The following is a 14,714-nucleotide window of genomic DNA, read 5'->3' as shown; positions in this document are numbered from 1 at the left end:
GCTCAATATGCGTTTTTAGATCCCCATCGTTTGATTGTCCATGATGCCAAGCACAGCGAACTTGAGGAGCGTTGGTTTTGTATTGGCAAGGTAAAAGACCGTGTTTTAACGGTACGTTTTACTTATCGTGGTGGAATAATTCGTATATTTGGTGCAGCGCAATGGCGCAAGTGGAGAAAATTCTATGAACAACACAACCCCTGATCCAGCATATCCCATTGGTGATGTTACAATCGTCAGAGATTTTCTGCCGCCACCAGAGCAGTTAGTCCCAAAAAAAACCACTGTAAGGGTAACAATGGAGTTTACTAAAGAAAGTATTGAGTTTTTTAAACGTGAAGCTAAAAATCACAATGCTTCTTACCAAGCAATGATTCGTAATCTTGTAGATGTCTATGCTAAACAACAACAACAAAAGTAAATAAGTCAGAAAAGAAGCGATGGTACAAGGAAAATATTACCTTGCAGAAAAAACGTATAAGGAATATTTGAGAATATTTAAAGATGAAAAAAGATCAGAAAATTTCTATAATTCAGGGAGTACTATAAAGATCAATGAAATTTTTGGATGAATCACTAAAGTCATACCAATAACCTCTACCTGAAGAAGATTGAGTATCATTTGCCGAATTAGTGGATAGAGTATAAGATTTACGATTATCTTGACCTTGTCTTAAATCAGTATCAAAATTAACAGTAAAACTTGCTGAAGAATTTTCTCTCCAGTGTCGCCATGAACTGTATGGCTCAAGTTTAATATTGAACCATTCTGTTTCATTTGACCATTTTCCTTGATAGTTTAAGGTTAGGTTAGTTTTGTTTGTTAAGCAAACTAATGAATATACAATTAGAGATGGTTGTGATTTTTTTCTTGCTTCATCTTGAGCCTGTTTGTAAGAATCTTGTCCGTATTCTAAAACCGCAGTATAGAAAGCATCAGCCCTACCATTACAAGCTATTCTAAGAGGTTTTCCAAGGATAGTGTTATGGTCACTGGCACAAATACCAAGCATTCTACGATGAAAAGCCTTGTCGCATTCTTGCTTTGATTTTCCATAGGTGTCATAACAGGCATCATGTTCATCACAAGCCACCCCAAATTGCTGGGCAGAAACAGGTGTCATCACTCGTGTCAAATACCAACTTTTGCCACTTCCACAACCAGACGTTTGAGCTTGAACTTTCTTCATTTTTTGATTTGGTAAAGCGACTATTTGAGCAGTAACTAAAGTTGCGGTTAAACCAAACGTTGTCAAAATTTTTGATGACTTCATTTTTTAAAATTGTTTATGATTTAATTATTTAATGTTATCTACCACCTCTGCGCAACCACTCTTTATGTATTTCAATCAGTTCACCAAATATTTCACCTGTTTGAGGAATACGTTGTTTCCAATAATTTATTTCATCTCTGCTAGGTTCTCTTGAAAGAATTGCTCTGTAAGATCTCACAATTGTTCCTTCCATATCTCCTCCTCCTTTCAACCAAGTCCGATGATATGATACTAAGCGATCCATATTGAATGAATCTTCGTATTAGTTAGAATTATTGTATCAGTTAAATTCTTTAGAAGAAATAGGATTTAATTCAATATATAATGAAATGATCTGCAAAAAAATAAAAAAATCCTAGTTTCTATAACCAAAACCTCAAAAAATAATAATTCCTCATTCCTCATTCGTCATTCTAATTATCTTCATGACTAATTCTTTATTTTTAATTATCGATGGACATTCTTTAGCTTATCGTGCCTATTATGCCTTAGCTAAAGCAAAAAAAGGTCCATTACGCACTTCCACGGGTATTCCTACTAGCATTTGTTTTGGTTTTCTTAATTCTATGTTGCAGATTATTAATGATTATCAACCCCAGTTTATCGGTGTTGCCTTTGATTTAAGACAAGCCACTTTTCGCCATACTGCTGATGTTAATTATAAAGCCCATCGACAAGAAACCCCCGCCGATTTTACTCAAGATATTAATAATTTACAGCATTTGCTCACCAGTTTGAATATTAAAATTGTCACAGCGGCTGGATTTGAAGCTGATGATGTTATTGGTACATTAGTAAATCAAGGAATGAAGGAAGGTTGTCAGATAAAGATTTTAACTGGAGATCGAGATTTATTTCAACTTGTAAATGATGAGAAACAAGTCAGGGTTTTATATTTAGAGAGAAGTTTAGGTAAATATGAGACTTATGATGAAACGGCGGTGTTTACGAAAATGAAGGTAAAACCGAGTCAAATTGTCGATTATAAAGCCTTATGTGGTGATAAATCTGATAGTATTCCGGGTGTTTTAGGAATCGGCGAAAAAATTGCTAGTAACTTATTAGCTGAATATGATAATTTTGATAATATTTATGCTAATTTAGACAAGATTAAAGGAGCAATTCAAACGAGATTAATAAAAGGAAAAAAAGATGCTTTACATTCTCGATATTTAGCTCAAATAATCACAGATATTGACTTAAATTTTACTTTAGAAGACTTTAGATTAAAAGGTTTTGATAATGAGGCAATTATTCCCTTTTTACAACACTTAGAATTGAATAACTTTGTTAAACAAATTAATAGTATTCAAGGAAAATTAGGCGGTAATTTGTTAACTATAACAGAGTATAAAAGGGAAGAACAATTATCTTTATTTTCTGATGTTTCTACCCCAAAAGTTAATCCTAAAACTCAGACTCTTATTGCCGATACTATTAGTAAGTTAGAAGAATTAATTATAACTATTAAACAAGTAAAATTAACGGCATGGGATACAGAAACCGATGGTTTAAATACGCAACAATCTAATTTAGTTGGGATTGGTTGTTGTTGGGGAGATTCTGCTGATAATGTCGCTTATATTCCTATTAAACATTCTCAAGGGCAACAGTTAACTTTAGAGGAAATTAAAGCAAAATTAAAACCTTTTTTAGAAGATTCTCAATATCCCAAAACTTTACAAAATGCTAAATTCGATCGCCTAATTTTACTTAATCATGGTATAAATCTTCAAGGGGTAATCTTTGATACCATGTTAGCTAGTTATGTTTTACAACCTGAATCTAGCCACAAATTAAGCAGTTTATGTAGGCAATATTCCCTAGATACGATCGCCCAAGATTATGATAGTTTAAACTTAGGTAAAAATGAAAGTATTGCTAATTTAAGTATTGAAGAAGTAGCAGAATATTGTGGTTTAGATGTTTTAGCAACTTTTAAATTAACTAAAATTTTAACAAAAGAATTAGATAATATTCCCCCGTTAAAATCTGTATTTGAATTAGAGTTAAAACTAGAGCCGATTTTAGCAAAAATGGAACAAGTAGGGGTAATAATTGATCAAGAATATTTAAAAGAATTATCCCAAGAAATTAACAAAGAATTAATTAACCTTGAAACAAAAACCTATGAAGAAGTCGGCTCATTTAATTTAGCATCACCAAAACAATTAAGTCAATTATTATTTGAAGAATTAGCCTTAGATAAACGTAAATCAATCAAGACAAAAATAGGCTATTCTACTAATCAAATAGTATTAGAAAAGTTAAAAGGAGATCATCCTATTATTGACTATATTTTACAGCATCGAATCCTTGCCAAATTAAAGTCAACTTATGTGGATTCTTTACCTATCTTAATCAATCCCAAAACTAACAGAGTTCACACTAATTATAATCAAACTGTGACAGCAACAGGGCGACTTTCTTCCTCAAATCCTAACCTGCAAAATATACCCATTCGCACAGCATTTTCTCGTCAAATAAGAAAGGGTTTTATTCCTCAACAAAACTGGCAATTTTTAAGTGCCGATTATTCCCAAATAGAGTTAAGAATTTTAGCACATTTAAGCAATGAACCGATTTTAATATCAGCTTATCAAAACAATTTAGATATTCATACAGTAACGGCTCAATTATTATTAGAAAAAGAGGATATAACTAAGGAAGAAAGAAATTTAGGAAAAACCATTAATTTTGGTGTTATTTACGGTATGGGGGCACAAAAATTCGCTAAAGAAACCAATGTAAGTATTGCGGAAGCTCAAAAATTTATCAGTATTTATAGAGAAAAATATGCTCAAGTTTTTAATTATTTAGAAACGATGAAAAAAGAAGCCTTAGTTAATGGTTATGTCACCACAATTTTAGGTAGAAGACGCTATTTTAACTTTAACGATAAAACATTAGATAACTTGAAAGGCAGAGATATTGATAGTATAGATTTAGCTAGTTTAAAACTTAATAATTATACAGCTCAACTATTAAGAGCGGCTGCAAATGCACCAATTCAAGGCTCAAGTGCCGATATTATCAAATTAGCGATGATAGAATTAGATCAAATGTTAACTAATTATCAGGCTAAATTATTATTACAAGTTCATGATGAATTAGTGTTTGAATTACCTTTAGAAGAAATCCCCGAATTAACTCCTAAAATTAAACAAATAATGGAAAATATTATTCCCTTAAAAATTCCTTTAATCGTAGATATTCACACAGGAAATAATTGGATGGAAGCAAAATAATATCAAGTTTCGATATACACTTACAAATTCTATTAGGTTTCATTTTCTAACCCAAACGATGGTAAGGAAATTTTTATTAAGCACTCGACGCATTTAACTTACCGTTTTTATTAATTCCTAACAAGAGGTTTAAACCCCTTGCCTTGACTCAAACGTTTATCTGTTGCCCCTCTTCCCAAATCCACTCTTCCTTACCCTCACTCGTCATTAGATATTTCCTAACTTAGTAATTATAGTCATTTCAGTTAAGTTTGAGACAGTTTGTCAAGCTGAAATGTTTATTTTATAAAGGTTACAGGATCTGATAATGTCTCATTCTTATTTGAAACAACTATAATTAAGAGAACATGATATAATAACTTTCAAAAGCAATACGCAAAGTGCACTAAAATGGGCTAAAAAAGATGATTTTATTTACTTAAAAAAAGTTGGTTTAATTTACCGCTACGATAACCTTCTAAATCAAGGGTAACATAAGTGAAGCCCAATGATTGAAAATGACTTACAACCTCACTTAAATTGGTTTTTATCACAAAATCAGTGATTTGTTCAGGTAATAATTCAATTTTAGCAGTATTGCCATCGGATCTCACTCGAAGATTTTGATAACCCAATTTCCGCAAATAAATTTCAGCTCTACCTACCCGATATAATTTCTCATAGGTAATTTCTTCGCCGTAAGGAAAACGGGATGATAAACAGGGTTGTGAAGGTTTATCCCACCAAGGTAAACCCAACATTTTCGTTATTTCCCTCACTTCTACTTTAGTTATACCTATTTCCGCTAAAGGTGATCGAGCCCCTCTTTCTTTTGCCGCCTGAATACCGGGGCGATAATCAAGTAAATCATCAGCGTTAACCCCGTCAATGACGTAAGGATAGCTTCTTTCAATGGCAAGGGGTTTAAGTTTATCGTGTAATTCACTTTTGCAAAAATAACAACGATTAATAGGATTTGACGTATAATTAGGGTTATTCATCTCCTCTGTTTTCATTAACTCGTGTTTGATGCCGATAATTTGCGCCTGTTGTTGCGCTTCCTCTAATTCTTCAGGTAATAGTGAGGGTGATACTGCGGTAATAGCAATACTGCGATCGCCTAAAACATCAAAGGCAACTTTTGCCACTAAAGTGCTATCAATACCACCAGAATAAGCGATTAAGGCTGTACCCATTTCCTCAAAAATACGGTGCAATTGATTTAATTTTTGCTGAATCATCGTTTTAATAGCTTTTTTTGTTTTTTTATATCCTTAAAGAATCAGCCGTAATTTTGGCTAAATCGGTTAAATTATCAATTTTTTCAACATAAGGAAAATAGCCTAAAACTGGCACTTGAGTTAAAGATTCTACTAAATTTTTTGGTGCCCAATGGTTTATATTTTCTTCACTACAAGGCTTAACACAGTTAAAAACAATACCTTTCAATTTCACTTTATGATGTTTTGCTAAAGCTACATTTGCCACGGTATGGGCGATCGCCCCTAACTTCATAGGAACGACTAAAATAGTGTCCAAACGCCAACTTCCAGCTAAATCGGCAATAGTTAAATCATGGGTAATGGGGCTACCTAAACCTCCTAAAGCCTCTATTAACACTATATCTTGAGATTCTTGTAATTTCAGTAAATTTTGCCAAATAACCCCTAAATCAATGGATTTACCTTCTAAATCTGCGGCTATAGGGGGTGCAACGGGGGTATCAAATCGTAAGGGAATGACGACATCATCAAAAAACCGTTGATAAAATTCTCCATCTCCCTGTTTTCCCGTTTGCATTAATTTCATTAAACTAATGTTTAAATCAGAATAATATTCTTGATAATATGCTCTTAAAGCCGTAGTAATAATCGTTTTTCCCACATCAGTATCTGTTCCGGCAATTAATAGAGTTTTCATAAAACTTATGATAAAATTAAAATAAAGTAATCTATAATACCAAAATTTTTCCTTTATTGGTTAATCTTCTATTTCGGCAACTTATACTAACAGTATATTGTAAATATATTACAAATAATCAAGAAATATTGAAGACAAAATAAGCAAAAAGTTAATTTATATTGTAGATTATAATGAAAAAGTATCCTGTGTAATAGAAGGGTCAAGAACAATTAGTAAATTAGTACTCAATATTAAGAGGTTAAAGAATTTGCCGTGAGTCTTTCTGCCACTTTAACACTCAGTCCGATGTTACAACAACAAGTCTCGGACAATAATCGTTTAAGATTGTTTTCTGGTTCAGCAAATATCGGTTTAGCTACGGAAGTAGCCCGTTATTTAGGTATGGATTTAGGACCAATGATTCGTAAGAGATTTGCTGACGGTGAGCTATACGTCCAAATTCAAGAATCCATTAGAGGTTGTGATGTTTATTTAATCCAACCTTGTTGTAATCCTGTTAATGACAATTTGATGGAGTTAATGATCATGATTGATGCTTGTCGTCGAGCATCAGCACGGCAAATTACAGCAGTGATCCCTTATTACTCCTATGCTAGAGCCGATCGCAAAACCGCTGGTAGAGAATCAATTTCTGCCAAATTAGTTGCCAATTTAATCACTAAAGCCGGAGCCCATCGAGTTTTAGCTATGGATTTGCATTCTGCCCAAATTCAAGGCTATTTTGATATTCCCTTAGATCACGTTTATGGTTCTCCTGTCATTTTAGATTATTTGACCCATAAAAATTTAGAAGATCTCGTGGTTGTATCTCCTGATGTTGGTGGTGTAGCGAGAGCCAGAGCTTTTGCCAAAAAACTCAATGACGCACCTTTGGCAATTATCGATAAGCGTCGTCAAGCCCACAACGTAGCTGAAGTAATGAATGTTATTGGGGATGTTAAGGGTAAAAATGCTGTATTAGTAGATGACATGATTGATACTGCGGGTACTTTATTGGAGGGTGCAAGACTCTTGAAAAAAGAAGGAGCAAATAAGATTTATGCCTGTGCTACTCATGCAGTATTATCTGGACCGGCGGTATCTCGTCTTTCTAACGAAGTGTTTGAAGAAGTAATTGTTACCAATACGATTCCCATACCTCTTGATAATTATTTCCCTCAATTAAAGGTTTTATCAGTGGCGAATCTTCTCGGAGAAACTATTTGGCGTATTCATGAAGATACTTCTGTAAGCATTATGTTCCGTTAATTCTTCTTTAGATTATACCTTTTTGGCGATCGAATTATCCTTAATTAGGGCGAGGCGATCGCTTTTTTCAGTTAAACTGCCGAAGGTTTACCCCAAATAACGGTTTCTCTTGTATAAATTACCATACCAGGTTTTGCCCCCTTAGGCTTATACACATGGTTAGGTTTCGTATAAATGACTGACACTTGATCACTTTCTCTACCTTGACTATAATAAGCGGTTAAATTAGCAGTATATTGTAAATCTTGATGATCAGGAACATCCCCAGCACTTAATCGTAATAACACATGAGAGCCTGAAATTTCTTGGGCGTGAAACCATAAATCATAATCAGTGGCAGTGCGAAAAGTTAATATATCATTTTGACGATTATTACGCCCAATTAAAACTTCATAACCAGAAGGAGTTTGATATTTTCGAGGGTGAGATTCTTCTACAATATTATTACCTCGATATTGACTATCTTCGATATATTTTTGATTAATTAATTCAGCTTTTATTTCTTGTAAGGTGATTAAATCTTCTGATTCTTGATAGTTTAATTGATTTAAAATCGTGGCTATTTGCTGTAAATAATTAATTTCGTTTTTGACTTCTTCTAATAAAGGTTGTAGTGCTAATTTGGCTCGTTTTAACTTTTGATTTTGTTTATATAAAATTTGGGCATTTTGAATTATATTTTTATCGGGAGCAAGGTTAATTTTTATAGGTTCATTAGTGATAAAATCATTTAAAATTATCTCTTTCATCCCTAGTTTCCATTCATGTAAATGAGCCATTAATAAATCAGCTTTATTGCTATACATTTCGCAGTTATCAGAATCATTTAATTTATCTTGATACTTGTCTCTTTTTACTATTAACTTATTTAAAATATTTTTAATCTTCTGTTGTATCTGTTGTTTTAATTGCTTAAAATTTTCTTGATAAATTTGTTGACTGTAATAAGTATTTAAAATTTTATGTAAATCTTGATTACTATATTTTTCAGCTAAAACCGAATAACCTTGTTGAGTTTGAATAAAATTAAAAGTTTTTTTTTCAATAACTTCTAACCAAGTTTGCCAATTTTTATATAATATTTGCCATTCTTCTATCGTTAATTCCTGATTAGATTTATCAAATAAAATATTGGAACGATGTAACAAATCTTGAACAATAATAGGGCTAATTCCTCGATAAGTTTTGATTAATTGTTTATCGATTCGCCCCGGAATTAAACTAACCTTTTCCCTCCATTTTTCAAGAGATTCTGTTAATTTTGGAGTTTCACCTGTTAAAGGAGGAGGTAATTGATAAAATTGGCTAGTTTCTACCGTGCGTAAACTAGATTTATCAGAGGTAATTTGCTTGGCAACGGTAATGATTTGATTGTCGGCAGAAGTAAGAATAACATTACTATATTTGCCCATGATTTCTACATATAAATGATATAACGGATCTTCCTTCGGACGTTTAGCAAATTGAAAATCGGCTACTCTCTCCCAATCAGTAACAATTTTTACCCCTATTAAAGCATAACCGTTAATAAGATGTCGTAATTGTTCACTAAAAGTAAAAGTATCTTTGCCACGAGGTGGCGGATTCCCAAGGCAAATTCTCGCCCCTTGGGGATGCCATGACACTGTTAACCATCTTTTATAATTCAAACTACGCAGACAGAGACTGATAGTATAACGATCAATTTGATATACTTGTTCTAACCTAGAGGGAATATAGTTATTATTTAATGAGTAACAAATAGCGACAAGAGTTGTATAGTCAACGGATTGCATAATATTTGAAATATAAGGAATGGGAAGATGGGAAGATGAGGGGATGAGGAGATGAGGAATTAGGAATTACAGGCAAGATGCCTGTTTCACAAGGAATTAGGAATTTAGTTATCTTGAGATAACGTCAGCTATTAGATTTGAAATAAATTTCAAAGTGGGATAATTACTTATAAAACTTTTCTTTCTTTAACACCTAAGCTAAGACGCATTTAAGTTACATATAATTTTGTTATTAATAAATTAATCAATCTCCCCCCTCTCCTCGTCTTCCCCCTCTCCCACCTCTATTGTCTAATTTACAATCTAAATGCATTTCAGCTTATCACCCTATCATCCTATCACCCTATTACCCTACCTAATTATTAGTATGTGCTTAATATATTAAGCCTCTACTTTCACTATTCATTTCATTATCCAAAGATAAGTTAAGCCAGTGGTGATGATAGTTAGGGGTAAACCGAAACGTAAATGTTGCCAAAAAGATAATTGATAACCTTCTTTTGCTACACTTTCCACCATAATCAGATTAGCCACTGAACCAAATAATGTCAAATTTCCTGCTAAAGTGGCACTACTAGCTAATAATAACCATTTTTCTGTCGTTACTTCACTCATTAACCCTTGTAATAATAATACCGCAGGTACATTAGAAATTAAATTCGAGAGGATGCTAGTAATAATAGTTAAGTTGAAAGGAAAGTTAAGCCAATCCCTGACAAAGTTAAACAAGTTGAGGGATTTAACGCAGTGGCTAAGGATAAATAATCCTGAAAACATTACTAACAATGACCAATCTATCTGCTTTAATATTTTTTGTGGTTTAAGGCGACGAGTAATTAATAATATGGCGGCGGCTAAAAATGCGCTTTCGGCAAGGGGAAATCCTAACACAAAGGCGATAAGTAACAGTAACGTTACCATTAAAGTTTTTCCCAAAATAGCACGATGAATTCGATTAGGTGATAATTTTGGCAAGAGAATCCTTTCCGTTGAACGAATTTCTGGATATAACAACCATAGTAAACCTATTTGAATAATTAAACCAAAAATACTAGGAAAAATTAACGCTTGGGTAAACTCTAAATAACTTATACCTGAAGATGAACCAATTAAAATATTTTGCGGATTGCCATTAAGTGTTGCTAACGAACCTATATTTGTAGCACCTGCGATCGCCAATAAATAAGGTATCGGATTTAACTTCAGTTTTGAGGTTAATTGTAAGATAAAAGGAGTAGTAATTAAGACAAGAGTATCATTTAAAAATAAAGCAGAAAGAAAACCGGTAGAAAAAGTCAGTAAAACGATTAAAAATAAAGGAGTAAGGGTAAATTTCCATAAAAATGATAAAGCAAGGTTAAAAAAGCCACTATAAGAGAGATAACCGTTAATAATCATCATACTCAATAAAAAGATAATGGTATTAGCATCAATAGCTATCCATGCTTCTTTTAAAGTTAAAACTCCTAAGGCAATCAATATCGCTGCCGTTATCAATGCTATCGTGGCACGATTAAGCCTCAATCCTGGAATATACCCTAAGCCTAAGCTGATATAGCTAACAATAATTACTAATGGGATTAAAACTTGCCATAGTATCATTTTTGGTTAATAAATTTATGCAAATAATTCAACCATTTTAAAGCTAAATTAATATCAGTAAAAGGAATAGTTATTACACTATGATCAACTAATAAAAACTGTAAATCTGCCTCTTTATTATCAGATAAATTATGAGCATCAACTATTTTATTTTTGACTGTAAGATTGATTTTAGAGATTTTTTGCAAAGAAAAAGTGCTTTCATTAATAATCCCTTTAGGGGTTGGTTTTCCCCATGTAATTAAATCTCCTTTTTTTCCCAAAACGGCATAAATATCATATTTAGCATTATCAAATTTATCCGCCCAAAGTTTATATGCTTCAACTTTATCATATTCTTTTTTTCCATTCCATGCTAACCAAATAAAAACTATTAGCAGGGGCAACCATAATAAACCACGTTCCATGTTAGAATTAGCAACTAAAATTAAATGAGACTTAAGATAGAATAAAATTTAATCTATCAAAAATATAGATCTATTCAGAATAATTATATGACTTCTTATACAACTTCCTCCGCTAGAGCAGAAATGAATGAATTGAGAAGACTCAAAACTTTACTCCCCCCAGAGTTACAAAGTTGGGTTATGATCGAAGCCTCTACGGAAGTTAATCCTCCTTTAATCCGCACAGAAGAATTAGGTAAAGATGAAATTGAAATTCAAATTGACTTGGTAAAGTGGGAAAATTTAGCAATAGATCAACGTAATTTGATGTTTTGGCATGAAGTAGCTCGTATTCAAAATGATTCCATTCCCCGGGAAGGTTGGGAAATGGCTGCATTAGCTATTGGTTTAGGGGGTGCGGTAGGTGAGTTATGGGTGCAAGATGGTTTATTATTATTATTAGCCTTGGGTTTATGCGGTATTTCTGGTTATCGTTTATGGCAGAAAAATAACGGTGAAAAGAATCTCAAAGAAGCTATTGAAGCCGATGAGAAAGCCAATATTATTGCCACTCGTTTCGGTTATTCCCTAAAAAATGCTTATCAAAGTTTAGGTAGTGCCTTTAAAACTCTAATTGAGCAAACCCCTAACCGTAGTCAACGGAAAAAATATGAAGAACGTTTACAAGCCTTACGCCGTAGTGCTGCAAAAGCTAAACAACAACAAGATCAACCTTCAGAAAATCAACCCTTAAAAACTCCCCCAGTGAAATCTCGCAGTAGTGCTAGAATGAAAAACATTTAAAAGGGAAGATGTAAAAAGAGAGTAAGGAATAAGCCGGGTTCTGTTCTTTCAACTATGTTAAAAGGGTAGTTATCTATCTAGGATAATTATTACTAATTACCTCAAGCGGTACACCGAAAACGAAACTGGTAAAAGATCAACCGTAATTCCTCCGACCTTGCTCCCTACCGGGGTTTACCGAGCCAATACCTCTCGATATTGCTGGTGCGCTCTTACCGACACCTTTGCACCCTTACCCTAAATTTCTAGGGCGGTATTTTTCTGTGGCACTATCCTCACGCTCACGCGCACTGGGAGTTACCCAGCAAGTTTGATCTTTTGGGAGCCCGGACTTTCCTCAAACTAAACCTCACAGGAAAAATTTAGTTTGCAACTACCGCTCTTACTCTCTTTCTTTTTTAATATATCATTTAATTCTCAGAATATAAAGAGTTTGTAGTGAAGGTTTTAGCTTTTTTGATGACTCTAAAGGAGCTAATTTAAAATTTTTAGGGGAAAAATGAATCAAGTTGTTTTTTTTATTGTATATTGAGGGAAAGCTAGAATTAAGAGTAATCTAATTCGTATTAATATTAGTCATTTAGGAAAGGAACAGAGATTATGTCAAAGTTTTATTTTCAACCTTTAGAGGATAATTTATCGGTATTGTCAACTTCTGGCTCTCCTTATCCTCCTCATGACTCGCCGCCTCTCAATTTTCCTTCTCCACATCTTCAAAACAATCCCAATGTCAATTCTCGTGATTTAATGCGCCTGTATCTTCGTGATATTGGGCGTATTCCTTTATTAAGCAAAGATGAAGAAATTACCCTCGCAAGGCAAGTACAAACGGCACAATCTCTTCATCAAATTAAGACAGAAAATGATTCTATTCCCAAAATCAAAGAATATATTAGGGTGATGGCGGTTTACGATTCTTTACAAGGGCATCATTCTCAATCTGTTATCTTAGAAAAATTAGGACAACAATTAAATCTTTCCCCGGTTAAATTACAACAAATTTTAGTGCAAGGTAAACAAAAATGGGCTATTTTGGCTAATTTATCAGTGCAAGAGTTAGATAAATCTCTCGCCGACGGCATTAAAGCTAAACAAAAGATGATTAATGCTAATTTACGTTTAGTGGTGTCTATTGCTAAAAAATATCAAAATCGGGGTTTAGAGTTATTGGATTTGATTCAAGAAGGCACTTTAGGTTTAGAAAAGGCGGTAGAAAAATTTGATTATACGAAAGGTTATCGTTTTAGTACTTATTCTTACTGGTGGATTCGTCAAGGTATGACTAGGGCGATCGCCACTCAAGGACGTACCATTAGAATCCCAATTCATATTACTGAAAAATTAAATCTACTCAAAAAAATTCAGAGGCAATTATCACAAACTTTAGGGCGTATAGCAACCGTGGATGAAATCGCTGCAAAAATGGAAATGACACCTCCACAATTACGACAGTTTTTAAATCAAATTCCTCGCTCAATTTCCTTAGAAATGAAAGTCGGAGAAGATTATAATACTGAGTTAGTAGAATTAATTGAAACTTCGTGTGCTACTCCTGAAGAAAATTTAATGAGGGTGTCAATGCAACAGGATTTACGTTTAATGATGGAAAGTTTAAACGAAAGGGAGCGAAAAATTCTTCGTCTGCGTTTTGGTTTTGAAAATGGCAAAATTTATTCTCTGAGTGATACAGCTTTGATGATGGATTTATCAAGGGAAAGAGTCAGACAAATTCAAGCTAAAGCACTACAAAAATTACAGCAACCCCATCAAAAATCACAGTTACGAGATTATTTAGAAATTATCAGCTAAATGAGTAATTATCTTAGTCCTGCTCCTACTGTTGATATTATCATTGAATTAATCGATCGTCCTCATCGTCCGATTATTTTAATTGAGCGTAAATATGAGCCGTTTGGGTGGGCAATACCCGGAGGTTTTGTGGATTATGGGGAGTCAGTGGAAAAAGCAGCTATTAGGGAAGCCTTAGAAGAAGTTACTTTAAATGTCAATCTTGTTGAGCAGTTTTATGTGTATTCTAATCCGCAACGGGATTTAAGAAAGCATACCATTGGGATTGTGTTTATTGCTCAAGCGATTGGGCAACCAAAAGCTGATGATGATGCTAAAAATTTAGCTATTTTTCCGATGTGGGAAATTCCTAAAAATCTTTGTTTTGATCATGATTTAATTTTACAAGATTATCAACGTTATCGTGATTATCATTTACGCCCACCTATTCGACTATCTGATGGGATAACTACTTAAGACTAATGATTATAATTTATAACTGCCTAATTTAGGATATTGATTCTCCTAACACAAACACCAAAAAACACCCCCTAATTTAATAGAGAGTGCCTTTTGATTATTTATTTAGTTGTTTCCAATCTTAGAGATTAACCGTTGATTACAGGAGCAGTTACTACTTCTGCACTAGCTAAGTCTAAGGGGAAGTTGTGAGCGTTACGTTCGTGC

14 protein-coding genes and 1 other RNA gene are annotated in these 14,714 nt (G+C 33.5%); 7 read left to right on the top strand and 8 right to left on the bottom strand.

Features of this window, described 5'->3' with window-relative positions; genetic code table 11:
* Positions 1-204, top strand: a 204-nt coding sequence (locus tag FWJ34_RS12340; protein ID WP_308255623.1) for a BrnT family toxin, incomplete at its 5' end; no start/stop codon positions are given.
* Positions 185-421 (top strand): hypothetical protein, encoded by a 237-nt coding sequence (locus FWJ34_RS12335; protein WP_308255622.1) that lies wholly within the window; start codon positions 185-187, stop codon positions 419-421. The genes FWJ34_RS12340 and FWJ34_RS12335, both read left to right, overlap by 20 nt.
* Before the next feature lie 112 nt (positions 422-533).
* On the opposite strand, the gene FWJ34_RS12330 is transcribed toward FWJ34_RS12335, so the two are convergent.
* Positions 534-1,274 (bottom strand): hypothetical protein, encoded by a 741-nt coding sequence (locus FWJ34_RS12330; RefSeq protein WP_308255621.1) that lies wholly within the window; start codon positions 1,272-1,274, stop codon positions 534-536.
* A 34-nt stretch (positions 1,275-1,308) separates the two neighbouring features.
* A complete protein-coding gene (locus FWJ34_RS12325) occupies positions 1,309-1,518 on the bottom strand; it encodes a hypothetical protein (protein WP_308255620.1) in 210 nt (69 codons plus the stop codon).
* 181 nt (positions 1,519-1,699) lie between these two features.
* Between FWJ34_RS12325 and polA the strand changes: the two genes are divergently transcribed.
* On the top strand, positions 1,700-4,522 hold the full coding sequence (polA, locus tag FWJ34_RS12320) for a DNA polymerase I (protein WP_308255619.1): 2,823 nt from the start codon (positions 1,700-1,702) through the stop codon (positions 4,520-4,522).
* 410 nt (positions 4,523-4,932) lie between these two features.
* On the opposite strand, the gene larE is transcribed toward polA, so the two are convergent.
* A complete protein-coding gene (gene larE, locus FWJ34_RS12315; protein WP_308255618.1) occupies positions 4,933-5,742 on the bottom strand; it encodes an ATP-dependent sacrificial sulfur transferase LarE in 810 nt (269 codons plus the stop codon).
* 25 nt (positions 5,743-5,767) lie between these two features.
* Positions 5,768-6,421: a dethiobiotin synthase gene (bioD, locus tag FWJ34_RS12310; RefSeq protein ID WP_308255617.1), complete on the bottom strand. Its 654-nt coding sequence runs from the start codon at positions 6,419-6,421 to the stop codon at positions 5,768-5,770.
* A gap of 255 nt (positions 6,422-6,676) precedes the next feature.
* Between bioD and FWJ34_RS12305 the strand changes: the two genes are divergently transcribed.
* Positions 6,677-7,672: a ribose-phosphate pyrophosphokinase gene (locus FWJ34_RS12305; protein WP_396231900.1), complete on the top strand. Its 996-nt coding sequence runs from the start codon at positions 6,677-6,679 to the stop codon at positions 7,670-7,672.
* A gap of 71 nt (positions 7,673-7,743) precedes the next feature.
* Here the strand turns inward: FWJ34_RS12305 and FWJ34_RS12300 are convergent, their stop codons facing one another.
* The 3 genes from FWJ34_RS12300 to FWJ34_RS12290 form a co-directional block, all read right to left on the bottom strand.
* Positions 7,744-9,447, bottom strand: a complete 1,704-nt coding sequence (locus FWJ34_RS12300) for an NFACT family protein (RefSeq protein WP_308255615.1) — start codon at positions 9,445-9,447, stop codon at positions 7,744-7,746.
* Positions 9,448-9,849: 402 nt separating this feature from the next.
* Entirely contained in the window at positions 9,850-11,049 is a 1,200-nt protein-coding gene (locus FWJ34_RS12295) for an anion transporter (protein ID WP_308255614.1), read from the bottom strand.
* Positions 11,046-11,456 (bottom strand): hypothetical protein, encoded by a 411-nt coding sequence (locus FWJ34_RS12290; protein WP_308255613.1) that lies wholly within the window; start codon positions 11,454-11,456, stop codon positions 11,046-11,048. The genes FWJ34_RS12295 and FWJ34_RS12290 overlap by 4 nt, the downstream gene beginning before the upstream one ends.
* Before the next feature lie 87 nt (positions 11,457-11,543).
* Between FWJ34_RS12290 and FWJ34_RS12285 the strand changes: the two genes are divergently transcribed.
* The gene (locus FWJ34_RS12285) at positions 11,544-12,239 is read left to right on the top strand and encodes a DUF3318 domain-containing protein (protein WP_308255612.1); all 696 of its coding nucleotides are present in this window, start codon (positions 11,544-11,546) and stop codon (positions 12,237-12,239) included.
* Positions 12,240-12,252: 13 nt separating this feature from the next.
* Here FWJ34_RS12285 and rnpB read toward each other — a convergent pair.
* Positions 12,253-12,629: RNase P RNA component class A (rnpB, locus tag FWJ34_RS12280), an RNA gene on the bottom strand.
* Positions 12,630-12,839: 210 nt separating this feature from the next.
* Here rnpB and FWJ34_RS12275 point away from each other — a divergent pair.
* Both FWJ34_RS12275 and FWJ34_RS12270 read left to right on the top strand, forming a co-directional pair.
* Positions 12,840-14,048, top strand: coding sequence for an RNA polymerase sigma factor, RpoD/SigA family (locus FWJ34_RS12275; protein WP_308255611.1), 1,209 nt, complete (start codon positions 12,840-12,842; stop codon positions 14,046-14,048).
* Positions 14,049-14,504, top strand: coding sequence for an NUDIX hydrolase (locus FWJ34_RS12270; RefSeq protein WP_308255610.1), 456 nt, complete (start codon positions 14,049-14,051; stop codon positions 14,502-14,504).
* The last annotated feature ends 210 nt before the right edge of the window (positions 14,505-14,714 follow it).

The organism is Geminocystis sp. GBBB08 (assembly GCF_016743215.1).
In the GTDB taxonomy this organism is placed as follows: Bacteria; Cyanobacteriota; Cyanobacteriia; order Cyanobacteriales; family Cyanobacteriaceae; genus Geminocystis.
The sequence above is the reverse complement of the archived record's forward strand: the minus strand, read 5'-3'. Positions and strand labels throughout refer to the sequence as shown.